Annotated in this window: 11 protein-coding genes; 8 read left to right on the top strand and 3 right to left on the bottom strand. The window is 59.0% G+C overall.

Annotation, left to right across the window (positions count from 1 at the left end; genetic code table 11):
* The first annotated feature begins 8 nt into the window (after positions 1–8).
* The 4 genes from HFP54_RS05910 (at position 9) to HFP54_RS05895 (ending at position 7,194) form a co-directional block, all read left to right on the top strand.
* Entirely contained in the window at positions 9–1,076 is a 1,068-nt protein-coding gene (locus HFP54_RS05910; RefSeq protein ID WP_235951293.1) for a MotA/TolQ/ExbB proton channel family protein, read from the top strand.
* Positions 1,077–1,081: 5 nt separating this feature from the next.
* Complete coding sequence (locus HFP54_RS05905) at positions 1,082–1,504, top strand: ExbD/TolR family protein (RefSeq protein ID WP_168564421.1); 423 nt, start codon at positions 1,082–1,084, stop codon at positions 1,502–1,504.
* The gene (locus HFP54_RS05900; protein ID WP_235951292.1) at positions 1,501–4,221 is read left to right on the top strand and encodes a prenyltransferase/squalene oxidase repeat-containing protein; all 2,721 of its coding nucleotides are present in this window, start codon (positions 1,501–1,503) and stop codon (positions 4,219–4,221) included. Before HFP54_RS05905 ends, HFP54_RS05900 begins: the two co-directional genes overlap by 4 nt.
* Positions 4,222–4,404: 183 nt before the next feature.
* Complete coding sequence (locus tag HFP54_RS05895) at positions 4,405–7,194, top strand: hypothetical protein (protein WP_168564420.1); 2,790 nt, start codon at positions 4,405–4,407, stop codon at positions 7,192–7,194.
* Between the two features lie 38 nt (positions 7,195–7,232).
* Here HFP54_RS05895 and HFP54_RS05890 read toward each other — a convergent pair whose 3' ends face one another.
* Genes HFP54_RS05890 through HFP54_RS25480 form a run of 3 tightly spaced genes read right to left on the bottom strand, consistent with a single transcriptional unit; the run spans position 7,233 to position 11,646 of the window.
* On the bottom strand, positions 7,233–8,252 hold the full coding sequence (locus HFP54_RS05890) for a hypothetical protein (protein WP_168564419.1): 1,020 nt from the start codon (positions 8,250–8,252) through the stop codon (positions 7,233–7,235).
* Positions 8,253–8,260: 8 nt separating this feature from the next.
* A complete protein-coding gene (locus tag HFP54_RS05885) occupies positions 8,261–10,285 on the bottom strand; it encodes a hypothetical protein (RefSeq protein WP_168564418.1) in 2,025 nt (674 codons plus the stop codon).
* Positions 10,282–11,646, bottom strand: coding sequence for a MotA/TolQ/ExbB proton channel family protein (locus tag HFP54_RS25480; protein WP_168564417.1), 1,365 nt, complete (start codon positions 11,644–11,646; stop codon positions 10,282–10,284). Before HFP54_RS25480 ends, HFP54_RS05885 begins: the two co-directional genes overlap by 4 nt.
* A 191-nt stretch (positions 11,647–11,837) precedes the next feature.
* Between HFP54_RS25480 and HFP54_RS05875 the strand changes: the two genes are divergently transcribed.
* The 4 genes from HFP54_RS05875 to ccsA all read left to right on the top strand — a co-directional run bounded on the left by HFP54_RS05875 (position 11,838) and on the right by ccsA (position 19,538).
* The gene (locus HFP54_RS05875; protein ID WP_168564213.1) at positions 11,838–12,467 is read left to right on the top strand and encodes a hypothetical protein; all 630 of its coding nucleotides are present in this window, start codon (positions 11,838–11,840) and stop codon (positions 12,465–12,467) included.
* A gap of 227 nt (positions 12,468–12,694) precedes the next feature.
* On the top strand, positions 12,695–14,206 hold the full coding sequence (locus HFP54_RS05870) for a helix-turn-helix domain-containing protein (protein WP_168564416.1): 1,512 nt from the start codon (positions 12,695–12,697) through the stop codon (positions 14,204–14,206).
* A gap of 252 nt (positions 14,207–14,458) precedes the next feature.
* Positions 14,459–15,667, top strand: a complete 1,209-nt coding sequence (locus HFP54_RS05865; RefSeq protein WP_235951291.1) for a hypothetical protein — start codon at positions 14,459–14,461, stop codon at positions 15,665–15,667.
* 190 nt (positions 15,668–15,857) lie between these two features.
* A complete protein-coding gene (gene ccsA, locus HFP54_RS05860) occupies positions 15,858–19,538 on the top strand; it encodes a cytochrome c biogenesis protein CcsA (protein WP_168564415.1) in 3,681 nt (1,226 codons plus the stop codon).
* The last annotated feature ends 51 nt before the right edge of the window (positions 19,539–19,589 follow it).

Here is a 19,589-nt window from a genome sequence, read left to right as displayed (position 1 = left end):
CGTTCAAAATGATTTCGCTGATCACACAACTTTCGTCGCGAATGAAACGCATCGTCGGCATCCGGGCCGATGAACGGACCGATTGGGTCCGGCGTTTGTCCGGCGACCATTGCCGTCCGGCATTCCTATGCTGGTTATTGCTGTGGGCGGTGGCAGTTCATGCCATCGCGGTGCTGGGCGGTCCATCGACGGGATACGCACAGACGGCCCAGACGCCGATCGTCGACGCATCCGAAATCCAGTCGGTGCTGAATGATGCACCGGAGCCTGAACCCGGCCAGGGCGAATCGCCCAGTGGAATTGATTTGCTCTCGCTGATCTTCCGCGGTGGTGTGTTCATGATTCCGATCGCGATCATGAGCTTGTTGGTGGTCACTTTGGCGGTGGAACGCATTTTGACGCTGCGTTCACGCAAAATCATTCCACGTCGTTTGGTGCGTGAACTGCGCACCCAGATGATGGACGACGCACACTTTCAGCCGTCCAAAGCGTTTTTGACCTGCGAGGAATTTCCTTCGGTGGCTTCACGCGTTGTCAAAGCGATGTTGATGCGGACCGGGGCTCCGATTGCCGATGCCGAGCGGGCTGCGACCGAAACGGCCCAGCGGGAAGCCGACCGTTACGCTTCGCCGATCCGGTGGTTGAATTTGGCAGCCGCGGCGACACCGTTGATGGGCTTGTTGGGCACGGTATGGGGCATGATCGTCGCGTTTCATGAATCGACCACATTGACGCCCGATCGCAGCCGCAGCGAACAGCTTTCCGAGGGCATCTACACGGCATTGGTGACGACATTGGCTGGTTTGATTGTCGCGATCCCGGCGGCGATCCTGGCCCAGCATTTGGAAAACAAGTTGACGCGTTTGTTTGGCCGTGTCGAACAATTGGCGTTTGATTTGGCGCCTTCGCTGAACCGATTCGTCGGCAACACTCAAATGCGTCGTGACGGGGCGTTGCAACCGATGGCCGATGCCGCGGGCGATGAATCGACCGGTGGACGTCCGCCCCAGGTCACAACCGGTTCTGTGGCTGGTCGCACGAAGACCAAGTCACGCGGTGGGATCCAAGCGGGATAGGTGCTGTGGCGGTAAAGATCAAGAAATCGTCGGCCGCCGGGACGCTCAGTTTGACGCCGTTGATTGACGTCGTTTTTCTGTTGCTGATTTTCTTCCTGGTGACCAGCGAATTTGAGGACGAAGAACGTCGCTTGGACATCGTCCTGCCGACCGCGACCAGTGCGACGCCGATGATCAGTCGGCCTCGGGAAATCATCATTGATGTCGATTCGTCGGGCCAAGTTTTTATGCGGGGGGAACCGACCGATTTGGTGACCCTGGAACAGTTGTTGGTCAAAGCGGTGGCCGACAATCCGGCCGATCAGTCGGTGGTCATCCGGGCGGATCGTGAAGCCAGCTTTCAACCGGTCGTCAGCGTGATGGATGTTTGCAATTCCACCGGCGTTGCTGACTATAGCGTGACCACGCGTGAGGGGCCTGCCGAGTGACCGATGACGGTTTGGGATTCAGCGATGATCCGGTGGACGGTGGTTCATCCCGGATGTGGCCACTGGACGTGGCCCTGGTCAGCGTGGCGGCGCTGATTTTGTATATCGTCTTTACCCAGCTAAGGTTTGACGATCCACGTTTGGTTCACAACGCTTGGACCTATGCGATCGCGGTCCCCGTGGTAACGTTGGCGTTGGCCATCTTGCTGCACAATGTGGTCAGCCAGAATGTGCAGAAATCGATTCAGCTTGGTTTTCTGACCAGCGTCTTTGTGCACCTGTTGTTGCTGTTGGTTGCCGTTCGTTGGGTCATCTTTCCGGCCTATTTTCCTGAGGCATTTCGCGGTGCAAAGTCACAGCGGAATCCGATCCGCAAGACCGTTCCCGAATACGTCTTCGAAGTCACCAAACAGACGCCCGACACACCGGACTGGGCACAGCCGGTGACGGCAACGTCGGCGGATCGGTCGACCCAGCGGGCCGACACCACTCAGCCAGACCCAGGGAAGCGATACACGCCGCCGGTACCGCTGGCTGATCTACAACCGGAATCTTCGCAACAGCCATTCGTGGTGCCCCGCGATGCACCGTCTGAAGCACAACCCGATTTGCAGAACGATCCGTCCACGCCTCCGCGACGTTCCCGCGATGTCGCCGAGACGCCTCCCGTCAATGCGTCGCCGACGGCACCTGATTTGACGCCAGTCTCGCCGTCTCCGGTGCAAGCCGATGTTACCGAGCGGTCCTTTGCCGATTCAAAAATTCCCAAGCGTCAGGATGTCGCTGCGATGCCGATGGCAGACATTCCGCTGCAACCATCCGACCCCGTTTCGGTGGCGGCGCAGCGCGCGGTCGATACGCCGGCGGCGACACGAAATTCGGCCGACTTGGATATGGCCATGCCACGAGTCGCCGAAAGTGTGACGACGCCACGCCGCAGTCAACGAATGCGGCCGGACCAACCGCTCGGTGCGGTTCCCTCGGCACCATCGGTGTCGATTGCGCGTTTGATGAACGACCAGTCCCGTCGGCTTGCACCGGAGCGTTCAACGGCTGAATCAGGTGATCGCCCCAGCCGAAGTTCCGACCTTAGTCAGACGTTGCCGCAGTTGCCCGGCGCGGTGCCAGGCGGGCCGATGGTCAGGCAATCGGAACCCTTGATGGCGGGGCCGCGACGCAGCGATTCGCTTGAATTGCCCAAAGTGACTGACGACGGCGCGGCGTCGAACCGTTTGGCGACGCCTGTACCGCGACAACCGTCCACGGTCGAAGTCGCGGGATCCGCCGTGGAAGTCCCCAACGTTTCCCCGAAGGACCCTGGCGAAGCATCGTCCCAGTCATTCGCTGCACGTGATCAGATCAACGAACCGATGAATCGTCGGGCTCCATCGACGTTGGCAGCGCCGACAGGGTTGCCGGGGCCACCGATGCCCGCGCCGGCGATGTTGCCCGGGCTGCCGGTGCCATCGCCTGCGATGGACGCCTCACCGATGGGCGGTGGACTGGACCAGCCTTTGATCGCATCACTGGAAACGATGCGTCGCCCCCGGCGTCGTGTTGATAGTGGTGGCCCGATCCCACCGGCCGGCAGCCAAGTCCAGCCCGTTAAACCGTTCGACCGTCGGACGCAACGAACCGATTCGTCCGCGCCACCCACGGCGGCGGGAATGGTCGGTCCGGAAACGGAGGAAGCGATTGAACGTGGGTTGGCATTTCTTGCCGAACTGCAAAACGAGAACGGCAGTTGGTCGCTTCAAGGGCATGGTGAAGACGTCATCTTGCGCAGCGATACCGCCGCCACCGGGCTTTGCTTGTTGGCATTTCAAGGTGCCGGGTACACGCACAAGCAACACCAGTATGCCGGGGTTGTCGCCAAGGGTTTGCAGTTTTTGCGTGATGTTCAGCGGACCAACGGTGATCTTTACAAATCCGAAGATCCGGTCAGCAATCGCAACGTGGCTTTGTACAGTCATGGAATCGCCGCGTTGGCGCTTAGCGAAGCGTTTGGGATGACTCAAGATCCCGAACTGCGCGAACCGGCGCAGATGGCACTGGACTACATCGCCGCGACCCAGCACCGCCGCCGTGGCGGCTGGCGGTACACGCCGCAAGTCAGTGCCGACACCAGCGTCACGGGCTGGATGATGATGGCTTTGAAAAGCGGTGAACTGGCTGGCTTGGAAGTGAATCCGGACGCATATGTTGGGATTCGCCGTTGGCTGGGCTACGCGCGACAAGATGCGGATCGCGAAGACCGCTATCGTTATGACCCCTTTGCCCCGGACACGCCGGCACAGCGACACGGCAGGTTTGTGACCCCGACGATGACCAGTGTCGGCATTTTGATGCGGATGTATTTGGGCTGGAGCCGTAATCGCGAGGAGATGAAATCCGCCGCGGAATACCTGCTGCAGTACCCACCACAGATCGGGACGCCCCGGTCCCCACAACGCGATACCTACTATTGGTACTACGCCACCCAAGTCATGTTTCATATGGGCGGTGATTATTGGGAACGTTGGAATCGTTCGCTAAACCCCGTCTTGTTGTCGGGGCAGATCAAACGCGGCGCCAACGCCGGTAGCTGGGATCCGAACTTACCGGTCGCTGATCGCTGGGCACCGCATGCGGGACGCTTGTACGTGACGACGATGAACCTGTTGAATCTGGAAGTCTACTATCGGCATCTGCCGATCTACGACGACACCGCAAAGTAAAGCGGTCAAGCAAGGCTGGACTTGCGGTGGCGACCTCGGGACGCCGTTATCGCGTAGGGCCGGTTGGTCACTTAACCGAAGCGTCGTTGCTCCAGCGTCACCGACCGATCGGCCAGCGTCTAGAATGTTCCTTGGTGGTTCTTTCACGCCTCCACCGGCAACCATTCCAGACCGAGCACAACGATGGCCAAAGAAAGACGGCTTGTCTTACCCGAACGACCAAACGTCAACGAGTTTCGATCACGACGCATCGCCGAGCCGATAAGTACAGCGGTGTTGCTGGGGATTGTTTTGGCTTTTCTGCCACGTGTTCATGCAGAATCCATTTGGATCGAAGGCGAGCAGCCTGAAGCATCCGACGTACGACATCATGGTTGGTACGACGGCGTTGATGCGGATCTGCTGTCCGGCGGAGATTGGCTGTCGCATTTCGGTGGTCAGGTGGCGACCGCCAGCTACAACGTTCGAGTCACCAAGCCAGCGACGTATACCGTTTGGGCACGGATCAATCCGACCAAGTCGTCATTGGCGATTGCTTGGGATGATCAAGCCTGGCAAAGCATCCCGACCCGAAACGCGAAGCATGTGGTCAATGTCGCCAAAGATGGTGCAGTGGATTTGCGATTCGTCGGGTGGTTGCGTTTGGGCCAGCGAAGCTTAGCGAAGGGAACGTCAACGCTGCGGTTCCGATTCGATAGCAAGAATCAAAATCACGGGGCAATCGACGCCATCTTTTTAACCGACGAGGGTCTATCGCCGGTGGGAAAAGGTAATCCCGCCGAAGAGGGCCAGTTGCATCATCCCGGCTATTTCGCTTGGTCACCGGGGACCGATCCGCTGCGCGAAGATTCACCGATTGATTTGCGGCGGTTGAATGAGACCGTCGCTGGTGAAAGCGGATTTGTACGACGCGATGGAGATCGATTTGTCACCGGGGCTGACGAGCCGATTCGATTTTGGGCGGTGCAAAATGGGCTGGGCAAAGACCCGGCGCAGTACGAACGCCGCGCCCGCCGATTGGCGAAATACGGTGTCAATCTGGTCCGCATGGGCAGCGGAGAATTCTTTCGTGTCTGGCGTCAGAATCCCGATCAAATGCGAGCTCTGGTCGATGACCTGCACCTTCGTGTTGCGGCGCTCCGAAAGGCCGGAATTTATACCTACATCGATCACTTGTATTGGCACACCCACCACCCAATTCGTGAAGCCGATTTTCCGGGTTTCGGCGAGGGGAAAAATGCCATCGCATTGATGTTCTTTAAAAATCAATTTCAAGACGCTTATCGTCAGTTCTTGATTGATTTCATGCACACGCCGAACCGCCATACCGGCTTATCGATGGCGGATGACCCGGCGGTGGCATTTCTGGAAATCCAGAACGAAAGCAGCCTGTTGTTTTACACGTTCAATCCTGCGCGTTTTCCTGAATCCGAACGTGCCTTGGTTGAACAGCGATTTGGTGATTGGTTGAAAGCCAAGTACGGCGATCTGGCATCGGCGCAAAAGTCTTGGCAAACCAGCCCGAGGCCGAACGGAAACGGATTGCAGGATCCACGTGCCGGTAAGCCCACGCCGGATCAGTGGGACGTCGGTCGCGTCGGGCTGTATTCGGCCGGCACCCTGTCCGGCGCGGATTGGGCGGTGCAGCAACGGAACCAACGCCGCGCGTCCGATCAATTGCAATTCATGGTCGAATCGCAGCAGGCGTTTTATCAAACCATGCGGCATTCGTTGCGTTCGGCCGGGGTAAAGCAAATGATCGTACCCAGCAATTGGAAGACGGCGGATCCCAAGGTGTTGGATGCGTTGGAACGTCACACCTATACCGCCGGCGATGTCGTGTGTCGGAATAGCTACTCTGGCGTCGACTATGCCAAAGACGGCCAGCAAAAATTCTATGAAATCGAAGTCGGCGACACCTATCGCGACGGCAGTGCGCTAAAGCGTCCGGGGTTGCCCGCGCCGCTGGGAACGCCTTTGGTCAAAGACTATCCGTTCATGGTGACGGAAAACAATTGGACGCGGCCCAATCGCTACCGGGTGGAATGGCCACTGATGATTGCCAGCTATGCGTCGCTTCAAGGCATCGATGGCTGGACGTTCTTCGCAATGGAAGACGTCGACTGGCGGCACTCCATGGGCGTTTGGGATCTTAGCAACCCATCGATCTTGGGACAGTTTCCCGCGACGGCGCTGATGTTTCGACGTGGCGATGTTCGCGCTGCGACCGAACCCGTGGTCGATGAATCGGTGGCACTGGACGATGCGTATCAAATGAAGGGCACGGCGGCGGTGCCGCTGCGTGGGTCGGATGCGTTGTGGCAGGCCAGGATCGGCGAACTGGAAGGCGGACAGCCAAAACAGGCCGACGGCCAAATCGATCAGCCATCGGTGGATCCACTGGCCTATTTTGTCGGACCGGTGGTGCAGTCGTTGGGCGATGGTCCCTCCACGTTACGTTCGGCGTCACTTTCACAATACATTGATCGTGATCAACAGATCGTTCGCAGTGTGACAGGTCAGTTGTCTTGGAATGCCGGTGTCGGGGTGATGACCGTGAACACACCACGGGCCCAGGGTGCTTGGGGATTCTTGCAAGATGCCGGGACGATCCGGTTGGATGACGTTGCCATTGATTCGCGAAACACGTACGGCAGTGTGTTGGTGATCTCGCTCGACGGCATGCCCTTGGCTCAGTCAGCGAAGATCTTGATACAGACCGGAACCTGGGATCAGCCGTACGGATTTGAAACCGAATCGGTGGGTGAATATCAACGGATCACCAAGCTGGGTGGATACCCAATGAATGTTCGCGAAGTCGACGCCACGGTTCACTTCAAGCGGCCGTGGAAGCAAGCCCGTGTGTTGGATGGCAACGGCGATTGGCAGGATCGAACTGTGCCGGTGACCGAGATGAAATGGGGACGTTCCGTTCAACTTCCCACCGACGCCATTTATACCGTTGTGCAGTGATCTCACACGATCGTATATTGCCGGCCCGCTGACGCCGGCTACTGGGCGGCCGATCGGCTGCCGTAGGGGCTGGCGGTGATCTTTTGGTCGGCAGCCAGTGGTCGTGCGGCCGTGGCGAAGCCTTTGGCGTACAGGTGCTCTTTCAGTTTTCGAAACGCTCGGTAGCTGTCCGGATAGACCCAGATCGTGACGGTGGTGGTGGCCGGATCTCGACCTGCGAGTTCGATATCCAACTGGCTGCGTCCCGATAGAATCACGTCCATGGATTGGCCGAATGGTTCTTCGACGGGTTCAAACACGAACCGAACCGGCCGGATCTCCGTCGCCATTGCCACGCGTCCGCCGCGGGAGGTCAGCCCGCGATTCTTTTCAAATTCATAGCGGCATAGATAGCCACGCACCGGCCCGACCACACTGTTTTGCCGACCTTCGCGTTTGCCGGCGAAAGCCAGTTTTAGATCGCGTTCCAATTGACGCAGCAGGCCATCCAGAGGGATTACCGATAGCTGGTTGCCTTTCAGTCGAAAGTGGACCTCATCCCCAAAAACCGTCTTGGCCATGGGGGTTGGCAGGTGGGCAATTTGTACCGTCGGCGTGTCGACATTTTCCAGTCGTTCGCGTTCGCCACGCACGCTTGCCAATTGGGCTTCCAGTTTCTGTTTACTGGACCAGCGTGCGGCCTGCTGCACTTTGGCTTGGTCCAGTTCGTCTTTCATTTCTTCCCAGGCCGATTCCGCTTCGGAAACCAAGTCCAAAAGCATGCCGCGTTTTTGTCGTTGGGCATCCAGTTTGGCTTCGTACAACTTGATCGATGCTTCCAAACGATCCGAATCTGCTTGGGCCGAAGCCGCTTTCATGGCGTACTGGGCCAACGTCGACATCTGATCATCCGTTGCCATCTCTTGCACCGGAGCGGGGTCGGCTTCGTCCAATATTTGCTTGGACTGGCTTCCCAAAACGACCACCAGGATGATCAGGATTCCCACCAAGTTTGCGACGATGTCCAAGAAGGCATCGTGTCCCATTTCGGGGCCGCTGTTTCGTCGTTTCGTCGACATGATGGGATTTACCTTTTGTCGATCGTCGAATTCGAGGTCCCGGCCGTGTGGACTTCGACGCCGCTGCCGTGTAGCAGCGTCCGAAGTTGGTCATAGCGGCCGGCCGCGTACGGCATGACTTGGACTTCCAGGCGTGGTTGCCATCGCCCACCGGGCAGCGATGTTCCCCAGGTCGCGACACGATCACGGATCGCCGCGGCCAGTTTCATCGTCGCGCTGTTGATGTCGCCGTTGGCGAAGCGAAACGTTTGTGAACGCGACGGATTGACGGTGTCGACCAACACGAATCGGTCGTGGTAGCAATGCATCGGAATCGGCCGAACGACTTCGGTTCCCCGCATTTGGGCGATCGCATCGGGCAAGGCCCAGTTGCGGCCCATTCGTTGCACCGGAGACTGTTGGGGCGAAAGGCTGGCCGATACCGATGGCGAAGCCGGTTGTGAAGGATCTTGGTCGGGGGGAGTTTCCGATGATGGCGTCGCGCCGGGACGCTGCATCGATGCGGCCGGTGACGCTGAGGCTTGGGCGTTTTGGCCAGACATCGTTGACGGGGTGGCACTGGCGACATCCGATTCGCCGGGCAACTGAAAGTTGTCACTTGCGTCGTTGCTGGATGGCGATCCGGTGTCGGATTGCGATTGGCTTTGCTGGGGCGATCCCAGTGAGGCCATGGAAGCATCGAAGGGCTGCCCGGCGGCGTCATCACCACTCTGTGCTAGCGACGGCGGATCCTTGGCGGCACTGGAACCATTGGGTTCGGCGGATCGACCATCGGAGGCTTGGCCACCAAACAGGTCAGCCGAATCCGAATCGGCGATCGTGGCCGAGTCACGGGGAATGCTGTCGACAATACGATCGATATCGGATCGGGTGTCGTAAGTGCTGGTGATCGAACCGGCGTGGGCAAAATCTTGATAGCCGCGGGCCTGGCCTTGGCGGTCAAGTTCGGCCGCCGACAAAACGGGCAATGGTTTGGCGGGTTTGGTGTTGCCCGCGTAGGAATCACCACCACCGCCGTTGGGTCCGGATCCGTCGCCCCCGGATTCGGCGGTGGGGCCACCGCCGAAGTATGGGTTATCCACGGTACCGGATCTAGAAACGCCCAACGGGCCACCTCGGCCGCCGGATCGTCCCAGCCCCGCGTAGCGAACCCGTTGGCTGGCAACCGTGCGTCGGATTGCGACCTGCAACGCTTCCTTCAGCTGTGCGTCCGGGGCGGGGAACGCCAATTCGATGTCGTCGGGAACCAATTCATAGCCGAACTGATCGTCCCAATCCTGCATCGCCATGCGAGCCAACGCGTACGTTTCGGTGCCATCGGGCCGAACGATCAGCAAGGGGTAGGGCGGGGCAGCATCACCGTAGTTTTGGGCGACGTGATAGCGAACCGCACGAAGTGCCGCGTCCAACGGGTTCGCGTCACGTGTGGTGTCAGCCATTTGCACCGGAGTGATGGTGACGCCTTCGGGCCAAATCGTGACGCCGTCGGCGGTGCATTCGACATAGATCGCACGGCGGTCGGTCCCGTTGGGACCCTTGTGTGGAACGATGACGACGCGTGGTTGTCCGGTCTCCAATTCTTCCTTCAGTTCGTCAACGGCCTGCTGTTCGTCTTCGATTTCTTCTTGCAAAAGGACCAGCGTTTCTTCGGCGATTTCTTCAACGTCCGCCGTCTCGCTTGCCAATTGGACTTCATCGCGAAGTTTGCGCAGACGGTCTTTCAGTTCTTCGGTGGCCACTTCCAGATGCGTCAGCTCGTCTCGGCGGCGTTGCAGTTCGTCGGTTTGTTCTTGACGAAACGAAACCAATTGCTTGGCACGGAACTGTTCGTCGGCGATCAATTGCGAAGCCGCCTTGGCGGTCAATGAATGCGTCGGCGGTGGTGCAGGAGTTTCCTGCTTTTGCTGCGCAGTCGTTTTGGCTTCGCGGGCCACCAAAGCCAGCAATAGGATCAGTGTTCCCAGCGTGCAAACCAGCACGGCTAAAAATGGGAACAGCGTGGGCGAAATCGCGTTGCGTTTTCGCCGACTCATGCCGCACGACCGATTTGCGAAGGAATCTTGGTTCCCGGTTCAGCCATCCGAGCGGACAAAAAGTCGACGGCACGGGCCAATGTGCGAACGGCATCGGACATGGCGGCATGACGCTGGTCGGCATCGGCGGCAATGTCGATTTGTTGCTGGGCCATGGCCAGACGTTCCAGGTTGGCGTCCAAGGCATTTTGGGCGGTGTGTAGCTTGTCGGTTTGGTGATACAGCAGCGCCAATTTCTCGGTATGTGAGATCAGGTCCTGCTGCAGATCGACCATCTTTTCATTGCCGCTGTTGAATGCGTGCAGTGATCCAGCGATCGAGTCGCTGTGGCGACGCAGGGTTTGCGATAGCGTGTTTTCGATCGCATCGGCGAACCGATCCGCGTCCGTTTCGTGAACACTTTTCCAATGTTCGTTGGCGACATCGATGGTTTGACGCCACAGATCGGTTTGGCTGGCCAGTGACTGGGCCACCGCCGTTCGAATACCGTCGCACAGGCTGACGATCAGATCGGTGGTGTTGCCTTCCTTGGCTTCGCTAGGCAGGTGCGCTGACAGCAACGGCCCGACACGTTTGTCGATCGTGGCCAGCAAGCGTTGTTCGCTGCGCTCCACCGGGAACTGTAAGAAGATCGCAACGACCGACAGGACCAACCCCAAGGCGGTGGTGTCAAAGGCGACGTACAAACCACTCTTCAGTCGGTCGACCGCCGCTGCACCATCGGTGAAATCCAGGCCGCCCAGGGTTTGGGTGATCCCGATCACCGTTCCCAAGAATCCCAGCATCGGGATGGCCCATACGATGATTCGGACCAGGCCGAATGAATCGTGCGATGCGTCGGCGTCACGTCCGGCCACTTCGCGCAAATCATCGGCCAAGTGGGCGGCGTTGCCTCGCAGCGATTGGCGATGCAGGACCTCCCGCAGCCGTTGCACCAACAGACTGTTGCGGACCGATTCGGGCAATTCAGCCAACGTTTCCGACCACCGTTGGGCGACGAACCGGACGTCGTGGCGGTCGCGGTAGCGATCGGTGGGCGATGCCTGGCCGACCGGCGGCAGTTCGGGCGTGAGGTCCAGATCGCGGATGGCCAGCGTGCGGCGGGTTTGGGCACGGACCTGGATCCCTTTGGCGATCAAGCTGGCCAGCGCCACGAAAAACAGAACCGTGGCGGCTACCGCGACGGCGTGCCCCAGGAAATACCGCTGGATCGGGGCCCAGGGCAAGACGTAGGCGGCTGCGTAAAACGCGCCGGCAGCCAAAATGCCAAAGCAGATCGGCAAGACGCCACCGGATTCGACCGGGGAATCGGGCAAATCGTTGTCGTACTGTTCGGCTGACGCCTGAGAATCCTTTCTCACGCCGAAATCCCTTGGGTTTGGGGGGCTGCTGTTCGCGACACGGGGTCGGCCCGCATCAATTCGCACAGTTAATCGGTAGATCGACCACTACGACGGGTGAGCTTTATCCAATCGTTAAAGTTTGCTACCAGATGCAAGCCGAGTTGGCCGGACGGACGGTAGGCAAGCAGACGCAAAGCAGGAAGGTCGAAATGATGTCGAATCCAACACCGAAGTCACAAATCCTGGGTGGCGCGATTCTGATGGCCGTTTTGGTCAACACCTGGGCCACCAGCCAGCCGCCGAGTTACCGGGATGTTCGCTCCGCATCGGTCCCCGCCATGCCGTCCGAGACTACGGGCGCGACAGCGACATCCTGGAATGCTGATCCCCCGGCCGATCCTGTTGATTTGGAGGACATCGAAACGGGGGCCTCCGGTTGGGCGGGGGGCGGCGACTTGCCCGCTTCCTTCGGGGCTTCCACACACGCCGGAACGATCGATTCCGGCGGCGGCCCGGCGGGCATTCCGGTCGGCAAGATGATGCCGCCAATTCCGCCCGCGGGAGGGGGTCAGGCAGCTTCGCCCATCCAACGCGTCGCCGCATCGGGCGACTTTATCGGTTTTTCACACGGGGACGGATCGGGAAGTCAGACAATCACGGTACTTCATACGGGAAAATCTTGGATGGCCGTGTATCATGTGGATTCGTCTGGGAAGATTTGGTTGCGCAGTAGCCGACCGATCGACGCGGACTTTTCGCTTCAGCTGAACGCCACATCGCCTTTGCCCGACGAGATTCGGCAGATGGAACGCCAAAACCGTTCCGGCAGCGGTTCTTAAGTCCCGACCGGTTTCGCCGGTGGCCATGACGGTTGTCGGCCCTCGGGGAAAGAGACCCGTCTGGTGGCGGGACCGCGATGAACCGGTGGAACAGGCCGACCGAAAATTCGGGCCGGTCCATGGGAACACGGTGATCGGATCGGCGGAGCGGAGCGAATGGGAACCCAACATCCCAAACTTTTCCAACGCACCCAAGCTGCCCCGCCTAATCGGAGCCACGTCGACGCATGGCCAACTATCTGTCACTCGAGGAAGCCGCCGCAAAACTAGGGATCCCCGCCGAGCGGTTAGTCGAACTACGCAGCCAAGGACAGGTTCGGGGATTTCGTGACGGCGCCAGCTGGAAATTCCCCGATACCGAAATCGATCGGTTGGCCGACGATTTGGCCGATTCGGGCATGGGATCCGGAATCCTGTATGACGAGGGCGGCAGCGGATCGTCCTTGGGATCCAAGCACGGCAGCGTTATTGGTGGCGACCAAGCCGGCGAAGAGGGCAGCGACGTTAATCTGACCGTCAGCCCCCAAGAATCCGAAGACAGCGACGTGGCTTTGGTGGCTGGTGGCAGCGACGTCCAAGCAAAGTCGCCTGCGGACACCGGGACCGGATCGGGGCCGGAATTGTTGGACGTGGATGATTCGGATCTGCAGTTGGATGGCCCCGCTGTCGACCACGATTCAGCGGAACTTGAATTGGCGGCGGCAGACACGCCCGAAACCTCGGGAAAGAAATCGGGCGAAAGCAGCTTGCTGGATTTGGACCTGGAAGAAGACAGTGCCGAAGCGATCATCGCCAGCGAAGACAGCGATCTGGACATCTTGGACGACGACAAGCCGGCATCTTCGGGGACCAGCAGTTTGGAATTGATGTCTGATCTGGAGGACGCCTCACAAAAGGCTGCCAGTGACAGTGGCGCCGACGTGTTGAGTGAACTGGATCTATTGAGTGCCGAACAGGCCGGCAGCGGGTTGATTTCCGGGCTGGGCAGCGGGTTGGTGACCGGCAGCGATGTCGGGTCGGGATCCGGAATACCCAGCGACGATGCTTTGGCCGACGACGACGACTTGGTCATCGCCGATGATGACGATGATCTGGTGATCGACAGTGCCGGCAGCGACATTTCCGTCGCGGGCGACAGCGGCATCAATCTAATGAGCCCGTCGGACAGCGGATTGTCCCTGGAAAGCGAGCCTCTGGATTTGGCCGGCAGCAGCATCAGCGCTTTGGATTTGGGCGCCGAGATCGGCAGCGGCAGTGGCAGCGGAGCGTCGGACGACGCCGGTTCGGCCGTGGATTTCCAGGCCGATGAAGAATTTCAACTTTCGCCCTCAGGCATCGGTTTGGAAACCGACGAAGACAGCGGTTCGCAGGTCATCGAGGTTGAAGAAAGCGAAGTCGCCGACGCGGTGGATTTCGGCGACGGCGGATTTGGCGGAGATGACGCATTTGCCGAAGACGCCGGCGTGGTCGAAGAGCCCGTCGCACTGGGTGACGCCGATGCGATGTCGCTGGACACCGATGACGTGGTCGCCCCGGCTGCGGGGACAGTATCGGCTGCACCGGAAATTCCGTTCACCATGTGGCAGGTCGCCTGCTTGGCGGGACTGGCCTGTACCTTGGCCCTTTGCGGCATGATCGCAACGGATTTGGTTCGCAACATGTGGGCGTATGCCGAACCGGCGTCGCCGGTCAGCGGTTTGACCGACGCATTGATCGGTCTGTTGCGGATGAATCCTTGATCATCCCGCCTTTGGTGGGTGACGTCTTGCGTTTGGGGGCCAAGGCGGCAACGGTCTGGGGTGACCTTGGCCGATCGACGCCGGCTATCTGATGAAAACATGGGTCCGGATGGCGGATCGGTTCGGCTCGATTGCCCCGGCGAACCGATCCGGCGTCTGGCCTATAGTAATGGGTGCAGAAGACAAGTTCGCTTTGGATGTTCAAAGCGTTCGAATTGGATTCGCATTCTGTCCCGCCTCTCGACATCGCTCATGCCGCCCCGTCTATCACGCCGCCGTTTTCTCGCGGTCGTCCCGTTTTGCTTTCTAGCCACCGCGGTCGTTTTGGCCGGTTGTGACAAAGAGGCCTCGGTTCGCACTTACACGATTCCGACCACGGTGCCGCCCCAGCTGCGAAGCAGCCCGCAGCGCATGTTGGCGGTCATGGTGCCGGTCGACCAAGACGTCTGGTTCTACAAAATTCAGGGGACGGCCGATGCGATCGAGGGTGTCGAAGCGGCCTTCAAAGACTTTGTCAAAACCCGAACATATGTCGACGATGCTCCGGACCTGGCGGAACTGCCGGAAGGCTGGCGACGCGGCGGCGAAAAGCCATTTCGCTTCGCTTCGATCGATATCAACACGCCCGACAAGCAACTGGATCTGAGTATTTCAAAGCTGACCGCCGGCGATGATTGGGACCAGTTTGTCGTGATGAACGTCAACCGTTGGCGTGGGCAAGTCGGCCTGCCTGATTCCGATGAACGTTGGGCCGGCGGAATGGCTTTCGATGTCGACGCGGTCGAATCCGACGCTGTCCTGGCTGATTTGGTCGGTGATGGTGACGCGGGAACGTCAGGCATGTCGATGCCGCCGTTTGCCGGCGCCACGGCACCGGGAGGCCCGGACAGCGGTGATCCACACGCGTCACTGCCGCCGGAAATGCGTCGACGCATTGCGGAGGGGCAGATGCCCAATCCGTCCGAAGGCCAGGCGTCTGGATCCGGCGAATCGTCCGAGTCAAAACAGGCGTCGGCCGACAGCGATGCAGACAATCCGTCCAAGTTGAAATTCGAGCGACCCGAGGGATGGCGTGACGGTCGAATGAGCATGATGCGGATGGCCGCCTTCGAAGCCGGCGAAGAGGACGCGAAAGCCGAAATCACCGTGATCACCGCCGGCGGTGACCTGCGCAGCAACGTCGCCCGTTGGCTGGGGCAAGTCATCGGCGGCCAGCCCAAGGATGAAGCGGTGGACGCCGCGATGGACGCGGCCGATGATGTGACAGTTGATGGTCGCGACGGAAAGCGGTTTCTTTTGCGTGCCGGTGGTGAATCCGATCCGGACCAAATGGCAATCGATGCGGTCATCGTGCCGTTGGAATCAGGGTTCAGTCTGTTTGTCAAAATGACGGGCCCCGAATCCACGGTCATGGCGGAACGCGATTCGATGGGTTCGTTCGTCCAGTCGCTTTCGTTCTGAGTGCGGACGATCCCGCCATAGAAATTCGATCGCTTTTTCGCCCGCAACTTCATCGTCATGTGAAAGGGGATGTTCGCTGTTGTTCAGCGGCGGCCCCGCTGATCGAATCATTCCCACCCCAACAACCGTCGGCTTGGTCCAAGCAAAGTGACGGTTTCCATCGACCCATTGTCAACGGATCGAGATATCCATGGCCACGGCAAGTACCACCACAGCGCAAGCGTCAACGGCGACACGGACGGATTTTTCGGTCAGCGATGTTCTGCGACCGTTGGGGTCGTTGAAGGTCACCGTTGTCCTGTTTGCGGTGTCCCTGATCTTGGTTTTGGTCGGGACGCTGGCGCAAGACGAGATGAACATGCAGGATGTCAAAGAAAGGTATTTCCTTTCTTGGATCGCACCGCTGCATTTCGATGACTTCTTTCCCCAAGCGTTCTTTCCGCACGAAAAAGCAATCCCCGGCGTGTTGCCGTTTCCCGGTGGTGCGTTGGTCGGCGTGTTGTTGATGGTCAATCTGTTGGCGGCCAAGATCACACGGTTTCGGATGCAAGCTCGTGGTCGACGTCTGGCGATGGGGCTGGGATTCTTAGTGGCCGGGTTTGTCATCGCCGGACTGATCGTCGCGTCGGGACACAACAGCGATGGATTGCAGGGCGCGCCGCCGATCACTTACCCACAGTTGTGGGGCGTTCTGATGGGTGGCATTGCGATGCTGGCCGCGTTTTGCGGTTGGGCGGCGACGACCACGAACGGTCTGTCGGCGCGAGTCTCATTGATGCTGGTGTCGCTGGCCCTTGTTGGCTTCATGGTCTTTGCAATCACCACCGGCTATCGCATCGGGGATCCGGGACTGCGGATCGTTTGGCAATTGCTGAAAGGTGTCGGTGCGGGGGCCGTTTTGTTGGTGGGATGCCAAATGTTGTTCGGTCGCCAAGGCGGCAACGTCTTGCTGCACTTGGGAGTCGGCTTGTTGATGGTCGGCCAGTTTGCGTTCGGTGACCGACAGTTGGAACAGCGTCTCAGTTTGGTCGAAGACCAGATGACCAATACCTTCGTCAACCTGGACGAAGTCGAATTGGTCTTCTTGACCGAATCCCAACAACAGCAAAACGTCGTCGCCGTTCCGGTGCAGCGTTTGGCTGCGATCGAAGGTAGAGACACCGCGTTGAACGATCCCGCCTTGCCGGTTCGAATCAAAGTCGTCGACTTCTTCGAAAACAGCAAGCTGATCGATATCGAGGATCTGGGCGGTGACAACCCGGCGGACCAAGGGAATGGGCTGGACTTCGCCGCAACCGAATTGCCGAAAAGCGGCGGCGCGAATCCGGAAATGGACATCCCGGCTGCCTACATCGAATTGCTGGATGCCGACGGCAATCAGTCATTGGGAACCTTCTTGGTATCCCAGCAGTTGTCCGACTTGAACATGTTGTCACCGGGGACGACCGCTGACGATTTGTTCAACGAGATCACCGTCGACGACACGACGTACAAGTTCGGTTTGCGACTGCACCGCGAAGTCAAACCGTATTGGGTCAAACTGGAAGACGTCCGACGTGTGAACTACAGCGGCACCGAAACGCCCAGAGATTACAGTTCGTTCATTCGAATTGTGGACCCGGAAACGGGGGAAGACCGTCGTGAAAGAGTCTGGATGAACAATCCGTTGCGATACCGCGGCGAAACGTTCTTTCAGTCCAGTTACACCACGCTGCGAAACGGCAAAGAACTGACCGGGATCCAAGTGGTGCGAAATTCGGGGTGGCTGATCCCGTATGTCTCCTGCAGCATCATCGCGCTGGGCATGGCGGCGCACTTTTGGGGAACGTTGGTGCGTTTTGTCCGGCGGCGTCGTCGCGAAGAATCCAAGAAACTGGCGGACGCCGATCCCTTTGATGAAGCACTGCAAGGTGACGATGCCCCCACCGTTTCGCCAAAACGCACGGGTGTCAAACCCTGGCCCACGTACGTCGCCTTGGCCGCCGTCGGCTTGTTCGCCGTGGCATGTCTGATTCCGGGATCACTGATTCAAAACGCGTTGCGACCGGCCGAGAGAGACCAGTCGGTCGACTATTTCGCGTTGGGCAAAATGCCGGTCCAGTACGGCGGTCGTGTGATGCCGCTGGACGCTTACGCGCGGCAAACCGTCAAAGCGATGACGAACAAAGAATCAATTCCGGTGAAGGACCGTAAGGAAGTGCCGTTGAAGGGGGTTCCTGGTCAGATCGCCGCGAAAGTCGATGGCAAGAAGATGTCGGCGCTGCAGTGGTTGATGGAAGTCGCCATCGATAACCCGAATCTGTACGACTTGCCGATGTTCCGTATTGATGCGGACGAAGTGCTTGCGGAACTGGGCGGCCTGGATCGGCGGCCGACCAAGTTGTACTCCTATGATGAGATTGATCGAAACCGTGTCGAGGTTCGTAAACAGGTCGAGGTCGCGTTTGCCAAACAGCAAGACGATCCGCAATCGCTGACATTTAAAGAAAAGAAGCTGATCGAACTGGAGCTTCGCAAACGACGATTTTTGACCACCGCCGTTGCCTTTCGCAAACCCACCATTCGGCCGATCCCCGAAGAGGCTTTGCCTGAAGGGATCACCAAGGAGATGGCGGAACTGTTTGCCGTTCGTCAGTTGCAAGACCAGATGCGGTCGATCCGACAGATGAATGCACCTCGCGTCATTCCGCCGGGTTCGGGCCAAGCGGCCGATGCAATTGATCAGCCGGACTGGGATGCTTATGCACCGGTCGCTTTCGACGACATGGTGGCCAAGGCGACCGCCACCGACGAATCCGATCAACCGGTTGCCGATGCGTTCACCGGGCTGATCGATGCCTACGAATCCGGTGATCCGATCGCAATAAACGAATCAATCGATGCTGCCTTGGCGGGCGTCGGTGCTTATCCGATTCCTGGTTACGTTGCAGGCCGTGTTTGGGTGGAGCGTTGGATGAACACCGCGCATCCCAATTCGATTTCGATTGCGTTGTACATCTTGGCTCTGGTGTTGGTGCTGGGGCATTTCGCTTTCGGCGGCGATCGGCTTCGCAAGGTCGCCTGGGGAACGGTGTTGATTTCGTTCCTGGTTCATACCCTCGTCTTGGCCGCGCGGGTGTACGTGACCGGCCGCGCGCCGGTGATCAACCTCTATTCGTCCGCTGTTTTCGTCGGCTGGGGCGCGGTGCTGTTCGGTTTGGTGATCGAACGCGTCTTTCGTTACGGAACGGGAACCTTCATGGCGGCAATTGCCGGTGCGACGACGTTGCAGGTCGCGTATGGGTTGACATTGAATCCCGGCCAAGGCGATACGATGCCCGTTTTGCAAGCGGTATTGGACACCCAATTCTGGTTGTCGACGCACGTTATCAGTGTGGCGTTGGGATACGTTGCCACGATGGTCGCCGGCGTGTTGGGGATCGCTTATTTGATTGCCGGTTGGATCGGCAAGGGGCCAGCGACGTTAAAGGAACTGTACCGCAGTGTTTACGGTGCGACCTGTTTGGGAATCCTGTTCAGCACCATCGGAACGATTCTGGGCGGACTGTGGGCGGACGACAGTTGGGGACGCTTTTGGGGGTGGGATCCCAAGGAAAATGGCGCCTTGTTGATCGTGATTTGGAACGCGCTGATGTTGCATGCCCGGTGGGACAAGATGGTGGCCGGTCGCGGGTTTTCGGTGCTGGCGATCGCCGGCAACATCATCACCGCCTGGTCCTGGTTTGGTACCAATGAACTGGGCATCGGTCTGCACAGTTACGGCTTCACCGAAGGCACGATGTTTTGGTTGACCGTGTTTTTCGTCAGCCAACTGGCATTCATCGCAGCGGGCATCGCGTATTGGCCCGGTTCCAAGACCGCCAACGATTGAACGCAGACGCTTTCGTGCGAGACCCGGGGATGGCGTTGGCGGACGATCGTG

Origin of the sequence: Crateriforma spongiae, from assembly GCF_012290005.1 — a bacterium.
Taxonomy (GTDB): Bacteria; Planctomycetota; Planctomycetia; order Pirellulales; family Pirellulaceae; genus Crateriforma; species Crateriforma spongiae.
Note: the sequence above shows the minus strand (reverse complement) of the source record. Positions and strands in the feature narration are given on the sequence as shown.

Excerpts from the sequence above, each read along its gene's own strand:
- HFP54_RS05865 (WP_235951291.1), top strand. The coding sequence starts at position 14,459 with ATGCCGCCCCGTCTATCACGCCGCCGTTTTCTCGCGGTCGTCCCGTTT.
- ccsA (WP_168564415.1), top strand. The coding sequence starts at position 15,858 with ATGGCCACGGCAAGTACCACCACAGCGCAAGCGTCAACGGCGACACGG.
- HFP54_RS05895 (WP_168564420.1), top strand. The coding sequence starts at position 4,405 with ATGGCCAAAGAAAGACGGCTTGTCTTACCCGAACGACCAAACGTCAAC.
- HFP54_RS05910 (WP_235951293.1), top strand. The coding sequence starts at position 9 with ATGATTTCGCTGATCACACAACTTTCGTCGCGAATGAAACGCATCGTC.
- HFP54_RS05875 (WP_168564213.1), top strand. The coding sequence starts at position 11,838 with ATGATGTCGAATCCAACACCGAAGTCACAAATCCTGGGTGGCGCGATT.
- HFP54_RS05885 (WP_168564418.1), bottom strand. The coding sequence starts at position 10,285 with ATGAGTCGGCGAAAACGCAACGCGATTTCGCCCACGCTGTTCCCATTT.
- HFP54_RS05870 (WP_168564416.1), top strand. The coding sequence starts at position 12,695 with ATGGCCAACTATCTGTCACTCGAGGAAGCCGCCGCAAAACTAGGGATC.
- HFP54_RS05890 (WP_168564419.1), bottom strand. The coding sequence starts at position 8,252 with ATGTCGACGAAACGACGAAACAGCGGCCCCGAAATGGGACACGATGCC.